We start from the raw sequence: 16,403 nt of genomic DNA on the forward strand, positions 1-16,403 counted from the left end.
TACTTGCGGATGTGACGAGCGCTGTAGGGACCTCGGGAACTGCGATCACGTCGCGCGTGCATTCGCTGAACCGACCAAATATGGTCAGTGTCGGCACCATCGTCTGGCTGTCCAGCGAACTGATGTTCTTTGCTGGGCTGTTCGCGATGTACTTCACCGCGCGCGCCCAAGCCGGCGGTAACTGGCCGCCGGAGCCGACGCACCTGAATCTGTATCAGGCGGTGCCGGTCACCCTGGTGCTGATCGCGTCGTCGTTCACCTGCCAGATGGGCGTGTTCGCCGCCGAGCGCGGCGACGTGTTCGGCCTGCGCCGCTGGTATGTGGTGACGTTCCTGATGGGCCTGTTCTTCGTGCTCGGCCAGGGCTACGAGTACTACCACCTGGTGGAGCACGGCACCACGATCCCGTCCAGCGCCTACGGCAGCGTGTTCTACCTGTGCACCGGCTTCCACGGCCTGCACGTCATCGGCGGTCTGATCGCGTTCATCTTCCTGCTGGCCCGCACCGCGATGAGCAAGTTCACCCCGGCCCAGGCCACCGCGTCGATCGTGGTCTCCTACTACTGGCACTTCGTCGACATCGTGTGGATCGCGCTGTTCGCCACGATCTACTTCATCCGATGACCAGAGCGCGTAAGAACAGGAGCGTTCGCTTGAAGACACTGGGGTTGACCCGAGCCAGCAGTCCCGTGGCGCGGCGGCGGTTGCGCCGCCGCGCATCCGGTGGGCTGCTGCTGTTGGTGGCGCTCGTGCTGGCCGGCGGGCTGGCCGCGGTGCTGACCCCCACCCCGCAGGTCGCCGTCGCCGACGAGTCGGCGTCGGCGCAGCTGCGCACCGGCAAGCAGCTGTTCGACACCTCGTGTGTGACCTGCCACGGTGCCAACCTGCAGGGTGTGCCCGACCGCGGCCCCAGCCTGATCGGCGTCGGCGAGGCCGCCGTGTACTTCCAGGTGTCCACCGGCCGGATGCCCGCGGCCCGCGGCGAAGCCCAGGCGCCCCGCAAGGAGCCGATCTTCGACGACCACCAGACCGACGCGCTGGGCGCCTACGTGCAGGCCAACGGCGGCGGCCCGATGGTGGTCCGCGACGCCCAGGGACATCTTGCTCAGCAATCGCTGCGCGGCGACGACCTGGGCCGCGGCGGCGACCTGTTCCGGCTCAACTGCGCGTCCTGCCACAACTTCACCGGTAAGGGTGGGGCGCTGTCGTCGGGTAAGTACGCCCCGGACCTGGCCGACCCCAACGAGCAGCAGATCCTCACCGCGATGCTGACCGGCCCGCAGAACATGCCGAAGTTCTCCGACCGCCAGCTGCCGTTCGACGAGAAGCGCGACATCATCGCCTACGTGAAGTCGGTGACCGAGGAGAAGGACCCGGGCGGCTACGGCCTCGGCGGCTTCGGGCCCGCCCCCGAGGGCATGGCGATGTGGATTATCGGAATGGTTGCCGCCATCGGCGCAGCACTGTGGATTGGGGCGCGATCGTGAGCCCCGCCGCGACGATGCAAAGCGCAGCGATGAGGAGGAGCGGCGGACAATGAGTGACGTCAACGGCACCGACACCCCGGGTCAGACCGGCGTGCCCGGCCAGCCCAGCGATGCGGAGCTGGCCGCGATGTCCCGGGAGGAACTCGTCGAACTGGGCGGGCGCCTGGACGGCGTTCAGACCGTCTACAAGGAGCCGCGCTGGCCGGTGGAGGGCACCCGGGCCGAGAAGCGCGCCGAGCGCCAGGTGGCGCTGTGGTTTTTGCTGGGCGGCGGGTTCGGGCTGGCGCTGCTGCTGGTGTTCTTGTTCTGGCCGTGGGAGTACCCCCACGCCGACAAGGGCAACAGCGCGCTGTACCCGCTGACCACCCCGCTGTACGGCGTGACGTTCGGGCTGTCCGTGCTGGCGATCGCGATCGGCGCGGTGCTGTTCGTCAAAAAGTTCATCCCCGAAGAGATCTCGATCCAGGAGCGGCACGACGGCTCCTCCCCCGAGATTCACCGCAAGACGGTGGCCGCCAACCTGACCGACGCGCTGGAGGGCTCGACCATCCGGCGCCGCAAGCTGATCGGCATGTCGTTGGGCATCGGGTTCGGCGCGTTCGGGTTGGGCACCCTGGTGGCGTTTGCCGGCGGCCTGATCAAGAACCCGTGGAAGCCGGTGGTCGACACCGCCGAGGGCAAGAAGGCGGTGCTGTGGACGTCGGGCTGGACCCCGCGCTACCCCGGCGAAACCATCTACCTGGCCCGCGCCACCGGTAAGCACCTGGGCGCGCCGTTCGTCAAGATCCGCGCCAGCGACATCGACGCCGGCGGCATGGAGACGGTGTTCCCGTGGCGCGAGTCCGACGGCGACGGCACCACCCCGGAGTCGCACGAGAAGCTCAACGAGATCATGATGGGCGTCCGTAACCCGGTGATGCTCATCCGCATTCGGCCCGCCGACATGCCCAAGGTGGTCAAACGCAAGGGCCAGGAGAGCTTCAACTTCGGCGACCTGTTCGCCTACACCAAGATCTGCTCGCACCTGGGTTGCCCGTCGTCGCTGTTCGAGCAGCAGACCTACCGGATCCTGTGCCCATGCCACCAGTCGCAGTTCGACGCCTTGCACTTCGCCAAACCCGTGTTCGGCCCGGCCGCGCGCGCGTTGGCGCAGTTGCCCATCACCATTGACACCGACGGCTACCTGGTCGCCAACGGCGACTTCGCCGAACCCGTCGGGCCGGCATTCTGGGAGCGCACCTCATGAGTCCGAAACTCGACATCGGTAGTGCCCTGGCCAAGCAGGGCGACGACATCGACACCCGCTATCACCCGTCGGCGGCGGTGCGCCGGCAGTTGAACAAGGTGTTCCCCACCCACTGGTCGTTTTTGCTCGGTGAGATCGCGCTGTATTCCTTCATCGTGCTGCTGCTGTCCGGGGTGTATTTGACGCTGTTCTTCGACCCGTCGATGACCGAGGTCACCTACAACGGGGTGTATCAGCCGCTGCGCGGGGTGCAGATGTCGCGGGCCTATGAGTCGGCGCTGGACATCTCCTTTGAGGTGCGCGGCGGGTTGTTCATGCGCCAGATCCACCACTGGGCCGCGCTGATGTTCGCCGCGGCGATCATGGTGCATTTGGCGCGCATCTTCTTCACCGGCGCGTTCCGCCGGCCCCGCGAAGCCAACTGGGTGATCGGGTCACTGCTGTTGATCCTGGCAATGTTCGAGGGCTACTTCGGCTACTCGCTGCCCGACGACCTGCTGTCCGGGATCGGGCTGCGCGCCGCGTTGTCGTCGATCACGCTGGGCATCCCGGTGATCGGCACCTGGCTGCACTGGGCGCTGATGGGCGGCGACTTCCCCGGCACCATCTTGATCCCGCGGCTGTACGCGCTGCACATCCTGCTGATCCCGGGCATCATCCTGGCGCTGATCGGGGTGCATTTGGCGTTGGTGTGGTTCCAAAAGCACACCCAGTTCCCCGGCCCGGGCCGCACCGAGCACAACGTGGTCGGGGTGCGGGTGATGCCGGTGTTCGCGGTCAAATCCGGTGCGTTCTTCGCGATGATCGTCGGGGTGCTGGGCCTGATGGGCGGGCTGCTGCAGATCAACCCGATCTGGAACCTGGGCCCCTACAAGCCGTCTCAGGTGTCGGCCGGCAGCCAGCCCGACTTCTACATGATGTGGACCGAGGGCTTGGCCCGTCTGTGGCCGGCCTGGGAGTTCTACTTCTTCCACCACACCGTCCCCGGCCCGGTCGGGGTGGCGCTGATCATGGGGCTGGTCTTCGGGCTGCTGACGCTGTACCCGTTCCTGGAGAAGAAGTTCACCGGCGACTACGCCCACCACAACCTGTTGCAGCGGCCGCGGGACGCCCCGGTGCGCACCGCGATCGGGGCGATGGCGATCGCGTTCTACATGGTGCTGACCCTGGCCGCGATGAACGACATCATCGCCTGGAAGTTCCACATCTCGCTGAACGCGACGACCTGGATCGGCCGGATCGGGATGGTGGTGCTGCCGCCGATCGTGTACTTCCTGACCTACCGGTGGTGCATCGGGTTGCAGCGCAGCGACCGCGCGGTGCTCGAGCACGGCATCGAAACCGGCATCATCAAGCGGCTGCCGCAGGGCGCCTACGTCGAGCTGCACCAGCCGCTGGGCCCGGTCGACGACCACGGCCACCCGCTGCCGCTGGAGTACCAGGGTGCGGCGGTGCCCAAACGGATGAACAAGCTCGGCTCGGCCGGCTCCCCCGGCCGCGGCAGCTTCCTGCGCGCCGACCCGCTCACCGAGGACGCCGCCCTGCGCGAGTCCGCCCACGCCGCCGAGCACCGGGCGCTGACCGCGCTGCGCGAGCACCAGGACAGCCTCAACGGGTCACCCGACGGCCAGCACTGACCGCGGTGGGCGGCCTGCGGGAGGTGCTGCGCGGGCTGCCGGTGCTGACCGGCCGGGCCCCGCGGTTCGATCCGGCGCAGGCGCCGCCCGACCCGGTCGCGTTGTTCACCGACTGGCTGCTGCACGCCATCGACGCCGGGGTCGCTGAACCGCACGCGATGACGGTGTCCACCGTCGGCGCCGCGGGCCGTCCGTCGGGGCGGGTGCTGATCCTCAAGGACGTCGACGACGCCGGCTGGCATTTCGCGGTGCACGCGGTCAGCCAGAAGGGCCGTGAGCTGGCCGGCAATCCGGCGGCGGCGCTGACGTTCTACTGGCCCGCGCTGGGGCGGCAGGTCCGGGTGAGCGGCGTGGTGACCGCCGATCCGCCCGGGGTGACGGCCGCCGATTTCCTGGCCCGCCCGGCGGGCTCGCGGGCGATGGCGCTGACCCGCCGGCAAAGCGCCCCGTACACCGATGCCGCCGAACTCGACGCGGCGCTGGACAAGGCGCACCTCGAACTCGCCCGCACCCCGTCCCTGGTACCCGACGAATGGGTGTCCTACGGCCTGGCCGCCGACACCGTCGAGTTCTGGCAGGCCGATCCGCAGCGCCGCCACCAGCGGCTGCGCTACGAACGCGACCCGGCCGGCTGGAGCCGAATCTTATTGTGGCCGTGACGCGGCCAGCCCGGTCACGTCCCCCGCTTCACGGCCGATATTGCGCCACCAGCTCGCGCAGCTGGCGCAGATGCAGCCACGGGATCACCGGGGTCGCCGCGGTGACCGCGGCCGCCACCCCGTAGCCGGCCCACGCCGCGCCGTCCTTCCCAACGGCCATCAGGTAGGTGGCCCCGGCGACGGCGGTCAACGCGATGCCCAAGGCGCCCACCAGGGTGGTGGTGCCGCGCAACCAGATCCGGTCCAGGCCTTCCGGGGGTGGGGCGCTGCCCCGCCCGGCGGCGCTGAACTTCTCGGTGGCCAGGCTGTCGGTGCGGCCGCGGGCGCCCGGCTGCACCGGCCGGCGCGGCGGTCCCGCGGCCCGGCGGACCGGCACCCCCGCCGGCCGCGCGGGCGGGTTGCGCCGGGCATGCAGCAGCAGCGGAATGGCCCCCACGATGATCAGCGCGGAGATCCCGATGATCACGTACAGCAGCGCGGTATGCGAACTGCCGCCGGTCTTCTGGAAGCCGCGGCCCAAATCGACCAGCGCCACCAGCGCGGCCACGCTGACGCCGAGCAGGATCAGCCAGATCGCCGCGCACCCGCCGAGCAGGATGCGGTCGGTGGTCGCCGGCGAGCCGGCGCCCCGGCCCCGCCCGGCGGGAGATCCCCTGCCCACCATCAGCAGCTCGTCTGGGGGGCGTCGTTGCTATTGGATGACAATACGGTCCCATCGCTGGAGGTGATCGTGCAGTTCAGTTTGGACAACCGCAGCAGGCTGGAGGCCTCCACCGACCCCACCTCGGACTGCGAGATCGGGGTCAGCGTCAACGACCACGGGATGTAGGCGTTGTTCTGGGTCCGTCGCTGCCCGGAGGCGTCGATGTAGGTGATGGTGATCTGGTCGAACGGCGCCTTGGTGCCGGTCACCGAGTAGGTGACCTGGCGGGGCTTGGCCTGCGTGGTGGTCGCCGGTGGCGGGGCCGCGGCCGTGGGGGCCGGCGCCGGGGGCGGCGCCGGCGCCTCGCTGGTGGCCGGCGGCGGCTCCGGGGTTTCGGTGGGCGGCGGGGGCGGCGGTTCCTCGCTGGTCGTCGGCGGCGGGGGCACCGCGGTGGTGCTGATGTCGTTCCACGCCGAGGTCGACGGCGGGGACGCCGCCGGTGTGCTGGTGTCCGGGGTGGCCAAATCGGAGGTCTCGGTGCGGGCCACCAGCAGCGCCACCGACACCACCAACGCGATCGCCGCGACGATGGTGGTCACCCCGACCACCCACGGCCAGCGCGGATGCGCGTGGTCGTCGTCTACCTCGTCGGGCGCCGGGTAGCTGTCGTAGTCGTAGAGCAGCGGATCCACCGGCACGTAGGGGCCGCTGACGAACTGCTCGGCTTCCGGGGCCGAGTAGGCCCGCGAATAGGCTTCGGTCTCGTCGGCCTTGCCGACGTCCCCGATCTCATCGAGGTCACCGATCGCGTCGATGTCGTCGATCGCGTCCCCGGCATGGTCCAGGCCGGGCTCGCCGTCGAGTTCTTGGTCCCCCGACCCCGGATTCGGCCCGCTCATTTCTGCCTGTCCTGTTCGACTACATCACCGCCGCACGCAGCACCGCGGCGCATTCGCACCGCAGCCACTTCGATGCTAATTGTGCACCCGAAAACCCTACCCAACCACGCCGACCGGGCGGGCTCGACCACCCGACGGCGGACCAACTGTTGCCCCGATCGTGACGTTGGCCGGGTCAGTGCTTCTCGGGACCGATGTAGTACTCGAAGACCAGGCCGGCGGCCGAGGCGAGGATGAACACCACCCCGGCGGCGATCAGCCACGGCAGCCACAACGCGGCACCCACCGCGGTCACCGAACCGGCCAACGCGATCAGCACCGGCCACCAGCTGTGCGGGCTGAAGAAACCCAGTTCCCCGGCGCCGTCACTGATTTCGGCGCCCTCGTAGTCCTCCGGGCGGGTGTCCAGCCGGCGCGCCACGAAGCGGAAGAAGGTGGCCACGATCAGCGCCATGCCGGCGGTCAACGCCAGCGCGGTGGTGCCGGCCCACTCCACCCCGCCGGTGGCGAACAGCGACGTCAGCACGCCGTAGAGCACCGCCGTCAGGGCGAAGAAGGCGGACACGAACTCGAACAGCCTGGCTTCGATGTGCATCGGGGATCCCTACCTGCTCGCTTGGGGGGCCTGCTGACCGCGGCGCGACTCGAACGGGTGCGTGGTGGTCGCCGTCGGCGACTGGTGGATCGCCTCCAGCGCCTGGGCGTTGGTCTTGCCCTCGCGACGCTTGTCCAGGTAGGCCTTGAAGTCGTTGGGTTCGACCACCCGCACCTCGAAGTTCATCATCGAGTGGTAGGTGCCGCACATCTCCGCGCAGCGGCCCACGAACGCCCCGGTCCGGGTGATCTTCTCCACCTGGAAGACGTTCACCGAGTTGTTGGCCTTCGGGTGCGGCATCACGTCGCGCTTGAACAAGAACTCCGGCACCCAGAAGGCGTGGATCACGTCGGCGGAGGCCATCTGGAACTCGATGCGCTTGCCGACCGGCAGCACCAGCACCGGGATCTCGTCGGTGGAGCCCAGCGTCTCCACCTTGTCGAAGTGCAAGTAGGTGCGGTCTTCGGTGTTCAGCCCGCGCACCGGCCCGACCAGCTCCTCGCCGTGGGCGTCCTTACCTTCCGGTTTGGAGGCCATCGCCTGCTGGCGGGCCTCGTCGACGCCGTCGAAGCGCAGGGTGCCGTCCTTGAAGTCGACCTTCTGGTAGCCGAACTTCCAGTTCCACTGGAACGCGGTGACGTCCACCACCACCTCGGGATCATCCTCGACGTGCAGCATCTGCTCCTGCACCATCACGGTGAAGTAGAACAGCACCGCGATGATCAGGAACGGCACCACGGTCAGCACCAGCTCCAGCGGCATGTTGTAGCCGAACTGGCGCGGCAACTCGGTGTCGGTGGCCTTTTTGCGGTGGAAGGCGCAGGTCCAAAAGATCAGCCCCCACACGATCACCCCGACCACCAGGCAGGCGATCACCGCGGCGACCCAGAACTTGTAGTTGGTCTCGGCCTGCGGCGTGATGCCCTTCGGCCAGCCCAGGCCCAGCGCGTCCTGGTAGGTGCAGCCGCTCATGGTGACCGCCAGCACCCCGAGGGCGCCGACCGACGCCAACCGCCGCGTCCACGGCCCGAGCCGCCGACGGGACGAACCCGCAGCAAAGATTCCCGAGCGGCTCCGGCCGCCCGAACGGCCGTGCCCGCGAGGTGTCACGTTGGCGCCTCCTGTGTCACAGACGAGTCGGCTGACTCCAGTGCAGCAATCGAATACTACGCAGCGTAGACCACCGCCCGACCGCGGCGGCCAGAAGGGCCAGCCATTGCGGCCGCGGTGGGTCGGCGCCGCCGTGCGGCATACTGGGGCGCTGTGTGTGGACTGCTGGCCCTCGTGTGCACCCCGGCCGGCACCGAGCCCGTCGTCGACGCGGTTTCGCGCGCATCGCACCTGATGCGGCACCGCGGCCCCGACGAGCTGGGCACCTGGACCGACCTGGCCGCGGACCCCGGTGTGGTGCTCGGCTTCAACCGGCTATCCATCATCGATATCGCGCATTCGCATCAGCCGCTGGCCTGGGGCCCGCCGGAGGCGCCGCAGCGCTACATGCTGGTGTTCAACGGGGAGATCTACAACTACCTGGAGCTGCGCGAGGAACTCACCCGCGAGCACGGCGCGGTGTTTCACACCGACGGTGACGGCGAGGCCATCGTCGCCGCCTACCACTACTGGGGCGCGGCGGCGCTGCCGCGGCTGCGGGGCATGTTCGCCTTCGCGCTGTGGGACGCCAGCAGCCGCGAACTGTTCTGCGCCCGCGACCCGTTCGGCATCAAACCGCTGTTCGTGGCGACCGGGCCCGGGGGTACCGCGGTGGGCAGCGAGAAGAAGTCGCTGCTGGATCTGGCCGAGGTGCTGGGCCTGGACACCGGGATCGACGCGCGGGCGCTGCAGCACTACACGGTGCTGCAGTATGTGCCCGAACCCGAGACCCTGCACGCCGGGGTGCGTCGGCTCGAATCCGGGTGTTACGCGCGGATCCGCCCGGGCCGGCCCGGCGCCGAGATCACCCGCTACTTTGTGCCGCGGTTCGCCGCCACCCCGATCGGTGCCGACACCGAGCAGGCCCGCTACGACGAGATCACCGCGGTGCTGGAGGACTCGGTGGCCAAACACATGCGCGCCGACGTCACCGTGGGGGCGTTTCTGTCCGGCGGCATCGACTCCACCGCGATCGCCGCGCTGGCCATCCGGCACAACCCGCGGCTGATCACCTTCACCACCGGCTTCGAGCGGGAGGGGTTCTCCGAGGTCGACGTCGCCGCGGCCTCCGCCGAGGCGATCGGCGCCCGGCACATCGCCAAGGTGGTCAGCCCGGCCGAGTTCGTCGCCGCGCTGCCCGAAATCGTCTGGTATCTCGACGATCCGGTGGCCGACCCGGCGCTGGTGCCGCTGTACTTCATCGCCCGCGAGGCCCGCAAACACGTCAAGGTGGTGCTGTCCGGGGAGGGCGCCGACGAGCTGTTCGGCGGCTACACCATCTACCGGGAACCGTTGTCGCTGCGGCCGTTCGACTACCTGCCCGGGCCGGTGCGCCGCTCGATGGGCAAGGTGTCGGCGCCGCTGCCCGACGGCATGCGCGGCAAGAGCCTGCTGCACCGCGGGTCGCTGACGCTGCAGGAGCGCTACTACGGCAACGCCCGCAGCTTCTCCGATGCGCAGCTGCGCGCGGTGCTGCCCGGCTTCTCCCCCGCCTGGACCCACACCGACGTGACCGCGCCGCTGTACGCGCAGTCGGCGGGCTGGGACCCGGTGGCCCGCATGCAGCACATCGATTTGTTCACCTGGCTGCGCGGCGACATCTTGGTCAAGGCCGACAAGATGACGATGGCCAACTCGCTGGAGCTGCGGGTGCCGTTTTTGGATCCCGAGGTGTTCGCGGTGGCGGCGAAGTTGCCGGTGGACGCCAAGATCACCCGCACCACCACGAAATACGCGCTGCGCCGGGCGTTGGAGCCGATCGTGCCCGCGCACGTGCTGCACCGGCCCAAGCTCGGTTTCCCGGTGCCGCTGCGGCATTGGCTGCGGGCCGGGGAACTGCTGGAGTGGGCGCACGCCACCGTGGCCGCCACCGGGGCCGGTCACCTGATCGACGTCGCCGCGGTGCAGACCATGCTCACCGAGCACCGCACCGGTGCCGCCGATCACAGCCGCCGGCTGTGGACGGTGCTGATCTTCCTGCTGTGGCACGCGATCTTCGTCGAGCACACGGTGGTGCCGCAGATCGCCGAACCCCACTACCCGGTGCAGCTGTAGCGCGAGCAGACGCAAAAGCCCCCTAGTAACCGCGTTACAGGGGGCTTTTGCGTCTGCTCGTCAGGAAAGCGCGGCGCCGATTTCGGTGGCGGCGTCGTCGCCGTAGGCCCCGGCCAGCCGGTGCACCGCGACCTGGCGGTCCCACTGCCATTCCTGGGTGCCGGTCGATTCCAGCACCAACACGGCCACCAGCGAACCCAGCTGCGCGGAGCGCTCCAGGTTCAGGCCGGCGCTGCGCCCGGTCAAGAACCCGGCCCGAAACGCATCACCCACCCCGGTGGGGTCGACCTGGCTGGTTTCGGGCACCACGCCGACGTGGATGGTGGTGCCGTCGGCGTCGACGATGTCGACCCCCTTAGCGCCCAGCGTGGTGACCCGCAGCCCGACCTGCGCCATCACCTCGGCCTCGGTCCAGCCGGTCTTGGACAGCAGCAGTTCCCATTCGTAGTCGTTGGTGAACAGGTAGGTGGCGCCGTCGATCAGCTGGCGGATCTGCTCCCCGGACAGCCGGGCCAGCTGCTGGGACGGGTCGGCGGCGAACGCCAGCCCCAGCGTGCGGCACTCGGCGGTGTGCAAGAACATCGCCTCGGGGTCGTTGGCGCCCACGATCACCAACTCCGGGGTGCCGATGGCGTCGACCACCGTGGCCAGCGAAATGTCCCGGGCCTGCGACATCGCACCCGGATAGAACGACGCGATCTGGGCCATCTCGGTGTCGGTGGTGCACACGAACCGGGCGGTGTGCGCGGTCTTAGACACCAACACCTGGTCGCAGTTGACGCCGTGCGCCACCAGCCAGCCCCGGTAGTCGGCGAAGTCGTCGCCGGCCGCGCCGACCAGCGCCACGTCGCCGCCGAGCACCCCGATGGCGTAGGCCATATTGCCGGCCACCCCGCCCCGGTGGATCACCAAATCGTCGACCAAAAAGCTCAGCGACACCTTCTGCAAGTGATCCGCCAGCAGTTGCTCGGAAAACCGGCCCGGAAACCGCATCAAATGGTCGGTAGCGATCGAACCGGTCACCGCAATCGTCACGAACTATCCACCCTTCATTTTCTAAGCTGGCCTAGGTAATACTACCCACGGTAGCGGTTTCGCCCCCACCGCCTTCCCCCGGGAGTGCGCTAGCCTGCGTAGGCGAGTTCATGTCGCTGGGTTCGACACCGGGGCCCGAATGCTCTCAGCGAGAACCGCTTGCCGCCCCCGTTACCCCCGGAGGAGACATTGATGGCCGGACCCCACCCGTCGAGCCACGATATCGGCGCCGAGGGGCCACCCCATCCGAGCCTGCCCACCTACCCCGAGACGCCGCCCGGCGAGGCGGTGTCGGCGACCTACCCGGGGCCGCTGCCGCCGGCGCTGCCCTACCCGAGCCAGCACCGCCGGCAACGGGCGGTGGTGGCGGCGGTGCTGGTGGTCGCGCTGCTGACCGCGCTGGTGGCGGTGACCGCCTACGTCGTGCACGACGATGAAGCACCGGTGGCGATCTCGGAGGAGCAGGCCCGCACCGCGATTCAGGGCTACCTGGATGCGCTGTCCAAACGCGACATCCAGAGCATCGCCCGCAACACGCTGTGCGGCATCTACGACGCGGTGCGGGAGAAGCAGTCCGACGACGCGGTGGCCAAGCTGAACAGCGACGCGTTCCGCAAGCAGTTCTCCGAGGCCGAGGTGACCTCCATCGACAAGGTGGTGTACCTGTCCGGCTACCAGGCCCAGGTGCTGTTCACCATGCGGGTGGTGGCCCCGGGCGGCAGCGCGTCGCGCGACACCCAGGGCGTCGCGCAGCTACTGGCCACCGACAACAAGATCCTGGTGTGCTCCTATGTGCTGCACACCTCGGGAACGTACTGACGACTGCGTCAGTTGAACGAGTCGCCGCAGGCGCACGACCCGCCGGCGTTCGGGTTGTCGATGGTGAAGCCCTGCTTCTCGATGGTGTCGACGAAGTCGATCGAGGCGCCCTGCACGTAGGGGGCGCTCATCCGGTCCACCGTCAAGGTCACGCCGCCGAACTCGGCGGTCAGGTCACCGTCGAGCGAACGGTCATCGAAGAACAGGTTGTACCGCAGCCCCGCGCAGCCGCCCGGCTGGACCGCGATCCGCAGCGCCAGGTCGTCGCGGCCCTCCTGGTCCAGCAGCGCCTTGGCCTTGGCCGCGGCGGCGTCGGTCAACGTCACGCCGTGGGTTGCGGTGGTCGACTGGTCCTGAACAGTCATTACTTCTCCCTACCGTATTTCGAAATCGTGGGGTGGGTGCGCTCGGCGCGGATAAACCCACCTGATCAACGGTACCGTGTCGCGGCGCTATTCCCGAGTCAGCCGGTGGGCGGCTCCCGGCTGCCCAGCTGCGCCGCGGTCGCCGAGGCCAGCCCCATCAGCTGGTTGGTGGCGTCGACCATGGCCAGCCGCACCGAGCCGGCATAGTCGGCGATGGCGCGGGCGGCCAGGATGCCGGCCGCGGCCAGCCCGGGCTCATCCAGGCCGATCTGACCGGCCAACACCAGCACCGGGACGCCGCGCGCCCGGGCCGTGTTGGTCAACGCACCGACCACCTTGCCGTGCAGCGACTGCTCGTCGAACCGGCCCTCCCCGGTGATGACCAGGTCGACGCCGTCGATCTCGGCGGCCAACCCGGTGTGTGCGGCGACGATCGCCGCCCCGGATTGGCGCACCCCGCCCAGCGCCAGCAGCGCCGCCCCGATCCCGCCCGCGGCGCCGGCGCCGGCCTCGGCGCTGACCGCACGCCCGGCCGCCGCATCCAAGTCCACCGCCCAGTCCTGCAGCCGGTGCTCCAACGCGGCCACGGCGGCGTCGTCGGCGCCTTTTTGCGGGCCGAAGATGCGCGCCGCCCCCCACGGCCCCAGCAGCGGGTATTCCACGTCGGAGGCGGCGATCAGCTCCACCCCGGCCAGCCGCGCGCGCCCGGCCGCCAGCCCGCCGAGCTCGTCCACCAGGCCGCGCCCGCCGTCGGTGCAGGCGCTGCCGCCCAACCCGACCACGATCCGGGCCACCCCGGCGGCCAGCGCCGCCGCGATCAGCTGCCCGACGCCCCGGCTGTGCGCGGCCAGCGCCGTCCGCACCGTCGGCGGCCCGCCCAGCTGCGCCAGCCCGCAGGCCTGCGCGCACTCCAGGTAGCCGGTGCCGGCCTCGGTGTCGAGCACCCACTGCGCGTCGACGTCGCCGTCCAGCGGTCCGGCCACCCGCAGCTGGCGCAGCTCGCCGAGCTGGCTGGCCAGCACCGCGACGAAACCGGGCCCGCCGTCGGATTGCGGGGCGATGGTGAGCCGGTCCCCGGGCCGGCTGCGGTGCCAACCGGCCGCGATCGCCGCCGCGGCCTGCACGGCGGTCAGGCTCTCGCCGTAGCTGTCCGGGGCGATCAGCACCCGCAGGGTGGTCGGCGCCGCGGTCCGGGTCTCGACCGGGGGCTCCGACGCCGAGGAAACCGGGGGGCCGCTCATAGCCCAAACGGTAGCGAGCCCGCCCGGCTGCCCGCCGGGGAACCGCGCCGGCGAAGTAACCTGGCCACTGTGAAGTTGCTGGGACGCAAGAAAGAGGTCACCGCCCCGGAGGACGCCGCCGACGCCGAAGCGGCCGGCGAGAACGCCGCGCCGGTCACCGACACCGCCGCCGGGTCGCGCACCACCGCGCCCAAGGGCCGGCCCACCCCCAAGCGCAGCGACGCCGCCAAGCGCCGCGGCCCGATCGCCCCGGCCCCGATGACCGCCGCCGAGGCCCGCGCCCGCCGCAAGGCGATGGCCGGCCCCAAGCTGAGCCGCGAGGAACGCCGCGCCGCCAAGACCGAGCGCCGCGACCGGATGACCGAACGCCGGGAGAAGATGATGGCCGGCGACGAGGCCTACCTGCTGCCCCGGGATCAGGGCCCGGTGCGCCGGTTCGCCCGCGACGTGGTGGATGCGCGCCGCAACGTGCTGGGCTTGTTCATGCCCTCGGCGCTGGGGCTGCTGTTCATCAGCATGGCGGTCCCCACGCTGCAGTTCTACCTGTACCCCGCGATGCTGGTGCTGATGGCGGTGATGGCCGTCGACGCGGTCATCCTGGCCCGCAAGGTCAACCGGCTGGCCGACGCCAAGTTCCCCGACAATGTCGAAAGCCGGTGGAAGTTGGGGCTTTACGCCGCCGGCCGGGCCTCACAGCTGCGCCGGATGCGGGCGCCCCGCCCGCAGGTCAACCGCGGCGAGCGGGTTGAGTAACGCCGGCGCCCGGTGCCGGGCATGACGTTCGCGCCGGTGCCGCCGCCCGAGCCGGACGTCGCCGCGGCCGCGCGCGCCCGCCAGGATCTGCTCACCAAACCGCCCGGCGCGCTGGGCCGCCTCGAAGAGCTGTCGGTGTGGGTGGCGTCGTGTCAGGGGCAGTGCCCGCCGCACCCGTTCGACCGGGCCCGGGTGGTGGTGTTCGTCGGGGATCACGGTGTCGCCGGCGCCGGGGTGTCGGCGTATCCCGCCGCGGTGACCGCCCAGATGGTCACCAACATCGCCACCGGCGGCGCGGCGATCAACGCGCTCGCCGACGTGGCCGGGGCCACCGTGCGGGTCGTGGACCTGGGGGTGGACGCCGAGCCGTTCACCGAATCCGTTGGCGCGCACAAGGTGCGGCGCGGCAGCGGCAACATCGCGGTCGAGGACGCGCTGACCGCCGAGCAGACCGCCGCCGCGATCGCCGCGGGCCAGCGGATCGCCGACGAGGAGGTCGACGCCGGCGCCGACCTGCTCATCGCCGGCGATATGGGCATCGGAAACTCCACCGTGGCAGCGGTTTTGGTGGCCGCCCTGACCGACGCCGAACCGGTGACGGTGGTCGGCTACGGCACCGGCGTCGACGACGCCGGCTGGGCCCGCAAAACCGCGGCGGTGCGCGACGCGCTGTTCCGGGCGCGCCCGGTGCGCACCGATCCGGTGGCGTTGCTGCGCTGTTGCGGCGGCGCCGACCTGGCCGCGATGGCGGGGTTTTGTGCGCAGGCCGCGGTGCGGCGCACCCCGCTGCTGCTGGACGGGCTGGCGGTGACGGCCGCCGCCCTGGTCGCCGACCGGCTGGCGCCGGGCGCCCGCGCCTGGTGGCAGGCCGGGCACCGCTCCCCCGAGCCGGCGCACGCGCTGGCGTTGACCCGACTGGACCTGGAACCGATCGTGGACCTGCGGATGCGGTTGGGCGAGGGCAGCGGTGCTGCGGTCGCGGTGCCGGTGCTGCGGGCCGCGGTGGCCGCGCTGGCGTCGATGTCGACGTTTTCCGAGGCCGGGGTGTCCGGTCCGGCCGCGCCATGATCCGTTCGCTGGCAGCGGCTTTCGCGTTCGAGACGGTGCTGCCGGTGCCCGGGACGGCGGTGCCGGTGGGCCGCGGCACGCTGACCGCGCTGCCGGTGGTCGGGGCCGCGCTCGGTGGGCTGGCCGCGGCGGTGACCTGGGCCGGCGGGCTGGCGTTCGGCGCGCACAGCGCGCTGTCCGGGCTGCTGGCCGTGACCGCGCTGCTGGCGGTCACCCGCGGGCTGCACATCGACGGGGTGGCCGACACCGCCGACGGGTTGGGCTGCTACGGGCCGCCGGCCCGGGCGCTGCAGGTGATGCGCGACGGGTCGACCGGGCCGTTCGGGGTGGCGGCGGTGGTGGTGGTGATCGCGGTGCAGGGGTTGGCGTTTGCCGCGCTGGGCACCGCGGCGATCGTGGTCGCCGTCGCCGCCGGCCGGGTCGGCGCGGTGCTGGCCGGCAGGCGCGCGGTGCCGGCGGCCGCGGGCAGCACGCTGGGCGCGGCGGTGGCCGGCAGCCAGCGTGCGCCGGTGGTGGCGGGCTGGGTCGTGGTGCTGCTCGGGGCGGCGGGGTGGGCGGATCCGCGGCCGTGGCAGGGCCCGGTCGCGGTGCTGGTGGCGCTGGGGTGCGCGGCGGTGCTGGTCCGCCACTGTGTGCGCCGGTTCGGCGGGATCAGCGGTGACGTGCTGGGCGCGGTGATCGAGCTGACGACGACGGTGGCCGCCGTGGGGCTGGCCGCGTTCTAGCTCGAGCACCACCGCGAGTGGCACTTTC

The 16,403-nt window shown here is 70.7% G+C and carries 17 protein-coding genes; 10 read left to right on the plus strand and 7 right to left on the minus strand.

The annotated features are described in order from the left end of the window. Positions 1 to 11 precede the first annotated feature (11 nt). From ACAG26_RS06540 to ACAG26_RS06560, 5 genes are read left to right on the plus strand one after another with little or no spacing between them, the layout of a single operon-like run. The gene (locus ACAG26_RS06540) at positions 12 to 623 is read left to right on the plus strand and encodes a heme-copper oxidase subunit III (protein ID WP_370480550.1); all 612 of its coding nucleotides are present in this window, start codon (positions 12 to 14) and stop codon (positions 621 to 623) included. 29 nt (positions 624 to 652) lie between these two features. After that, positions 653 to 1,486 carry a c-type cytochrome gene (locus ACAG26_RS06545; protein WP_370480551.1) on the plus strand — a complete coding sequence of 278 codons (834 nt, stop codon included), beginning with the start codon at positions 653 to 655 and terminating at the stop codon, positions 1,484 to 1,486. Positions 1,487 to 1,535: 49 nt separating this feature from the next. Next, positions 1,536 to 2,732 carry a ubiquinol-cytochrome c reductase iron-sulfur subunit gene (locus ACAG26_RS06550; protein WP_370480552.1) on the plus strand — a complete coding sequence of 399 codons (1,197 nt, stop codon included), beginning with the start codon at positions 1,536 to 1,538 and terminating at the stop codon, positions 2,730 to 2,732. Next, a complete protein-coding gene (locus ACAG26_RS06555) occupies positions 2,729 to 4,369 on the plus strand; it encodes a cytochrome bc complex cytochrome b subunit (RefSeq protein WP_370480553.1) in 1,641 nt (546 codons plus the stop codon). The genes ACAG26_RS06550 and ACAG26_RS06555 overlap by 4 nt, the downstream gene beginning before the upstream one ends. After that, positions 4,366 to 5,028: a pyridoxal 5'-phosphate synthase gene (locus ACAG26_RS06560; protein WP_370480741.1), complete on the plus strand. Its 663-nt coding sequence runs from the start codon at positions 4,366 to 4,368 to the stop codon at positions 5,026 to 5,028. The genes ACAG26_RS06555 and ACAG26_RS06560 overlap by 4 nt, the downstream gene beginning before the upstream one ends. 28 nt (positions 5,029 to 5,056) lie before the next feature. Here the strand turns inward: ACAG26_RS06560 and ACAG26_RS06565 are convergent, their stop codons facing one another. From ACAG26_RS06565 to ACAG26_RS06580, 4 genes are all read right to left on the minus strand, one after another. Next, a complete protein-coding gene (locus ACAG26_RS06565) occupies positions 5,057 to 5,692 on the minus strand; it encodes a DUF2561 family protein (protein WP_370480554.1) in 636 nt (211 codons plus the stop codon). Beyond that, positions 5,692 to 6,570: an MmpS family transport accessory protein gene (locus tag ACAG26_RS06570; protein WP_370480555.1), complete on the minus strand. Its 879-nt coding sequence runs from the start codon at positions 6,568 to 6,570 to the stop codon at positions 5,692 to 5,694. Before ACAG26_RS06570 ends, ACAG26_RS06565 begins: the two co-directional genes overlap by 1 nt. 175 nt (positions 6,571 to 6,745) lie before the next feature. Next, complete coding sequence (locus ACAG26_RS06575; protein ID WP_370480556.1) at positions 6,746 to 7,165, minus strand: cytochrome c oxidase subunit 4; 420 nt, start codon at positions 7,163 to 7,165, stop codon at positions 6,746 to 6,748. A gap of 9 nt (positions 7,166 to 7,174) precedes the next feature. After that, positions 7,175 to 8,137: a cytochrome c oxidase subunit II gene (locus ACAG26_RS06580; protein ID WP_370480745.1), complete on the minus strand. Its 963-nt coding sequence runs from the start codon at positions 8,135 to 8,137 to the stop codon at positions 7,175 to 7,177. 291 nt (positions 8,138 to 8,428) lie between these two features. Between ACAG26_RS06580 and asnB the strand changes: the two genes are divergently transcribed. After that, positions 8,429 to 10,369, plus strand: coding sequence for an asparagine synthase (glutamine-hydrolyzing) (gene asnB, locus ACAG26_RS06585; RefSeq protein WP_370480557.1), 1,941 nt, complete (start codon positions 8,429 to 8,431; stop codon positions 10,367 to 10,369). 60 nt (positions 10,370 to 10,429) lie between these two features. Here the strand turns inward: asnB and ACAG26_RS06590 are convergent, their stop codons facing one another. Continuing rightward, positions 10,430 to 11,404 carry a carbohydrate kinase family protein gene (locus ACAG26_RS06590; protein ID WP_370480558.1) on the minus strand — a complete coding sequence of 325 codons (975 nt, stop codon included), beginning with the start codon at positions 11,402 to 11,404 and terminating at the stop codon, positions 10,430 to 10,432. 192 nt (positions 11,405 to 11,596) lie between these two features. Between ACAG26_RS06590 and ACAG26_RS06595 the strand changes: the two genes are divergently transcribed. Further along, entirely contained in the window at positions 11,597 to 12,223 is a 627-nt protein-coding gene (locus tag ACAG26_RS06595) for a hypothetical protein (protein WP_370480559.1), read from the plus strand. Positions 12,224 to 12,231: 8 nt separating this feature from the next. Here the strand turns inward: ACAG26_RS06595 and ACAG26_RS06600 are convergent, their stop codons facing one another. Continuing rightward, positions 12,232 to 12,588, minus strand: a complete 357-nt coding sequence (locus ACAG26_RS06600; RefSeq protein WP_071030375.1) for an iron-sulfur cluster assembly accessory protein — start codon at positions 12,586 to 12,588, stop codon at positions 12,232 to 12,234. A gap of 98 nt (positions 12,589 to 12,686) precedes the next feature. Further along, a complete protein-coding gene (locus ACAG26_RS06605) occupies positions 12,687 to 13,760 on the minus strand; it encodes a glycerate kinase (RefSeq protein WP_370480748.1) in 1,074 nt (357 codons plus the stop codon). 138 nt (positions 13,761 to 13,898) lie between these two features. Here ACAG26_RS06605 and ACAG26_RS06610 point away from each other — a divergent pair, with 138 nt between their 5' ends. Genes ACAG26_RS06610 through ACAG26_RS06620 form a run of 3 tightly spaced genes read left to right on the plus strand, consistent with a single transcriptional unit; the run spans position 13,899 to position 16,375 of the window. Continuing rightward, positions 13,899 to 14,582: a DUF3043 domain-containing protein gene (locus tag ACAG26_RS06610; protein WP_370480560.1), complete on the plus strand. Its 684-nt coding sequence runs from the start codon at positions 13,899 to 13,901 to the stop codon at positions 14,580 to 14,582. Positions 14,583 to 14,603: 21 nt separating this feature from the next. Further along, positions 14,604 to 15,650, plus strand: coding sequence for a nicotinate-nucleotide--dimethylbenzimidazole phosphoribosyltransferase (cobT, locus tag ACAG26_RS06615; RefSeq protein ID WP_370480561.1), 1,047 nt, complete (start codon positions 14,604 to 14,606; stop codon positions 15,648 to 15,650). Then, positions 15,647 to 16,375, plus strand: a complete 729-nt coding sequence (locus ACAG26_RS06620) for an adenosylcobinamide-GDP ribazoletransferase (protein ID WP_370480562.1) — start codon at positions 15,647 to 15,649, stop codon at positions 16,373 to 16,375. The genes cobT and ACAG26_RS06620 overlap by 4 nt, the downstream gene beginning before the upstream one ends. Positions 16,376 to 16,403 lie beyond the last annotated feature (28 nt).

The sequence above is a fragment of the Mycobacterium sp. pUA109 genome (assembly GCF_041287095.1).
In the GTDB taxonomy this organism is placed as follows: Bacteria; Actinomycetota; Actinomycetes; order Mycobacteriales; family Mycobacteriaceae; genus Mycobacterium.